General features: G+C 70.8%; 1 protein-coding gene. It reads right to left on the reverse strand.

Going from position 1 to position 380, the window contains the following annotated elements:
- The coding region (locus tag AC1DYK_RS36185) for a hypothetical protein (RefSeq protein ID WP_478170653.1) at nucleotides 1-236 on the reverse strand (236 nt) is incomplete at its 3' end.
- Nucleotides 237-380: the final 144 nt, after the last annotated feature.

The raw sequence follows: 380 nt of genomic DNA on the forward strand, positions 1-380 counted from the left end.
GCCACGGCCTCCTCTCCCGCGACCTCGAGCACCGCAGCGCACACCACACCCGAGTCGACCACCGGGACGGACACAGGCAACGCCGAGACGCCGCCCCAGGCCCAGGCCCCGGCGACGACGCCGCCCGCTTCCACCGAACACCCCGCCTCTGGCCCATCGGCTGTGCACCTGCTGCCGATCACGTCGGCGGGTGATCCGACATCTCCGACACAGATCTGTCTGATCGCTGTGTGCATCGGCTGATCGCTTCGTTGCCATCGCACGCAGACGTCCACGGAGCGGCCGTACGCCGCCCGGCACCCCCAGGGGTGTATCGGCTCAGGGCTGGACGAGGACCTTCAGGGCCTCGCGGTCGGCCATGGCCCGGTATCCGTCGGGCA

The organism is Variovorax sp. P2_H12 (genome assembly GCF_056403395.1).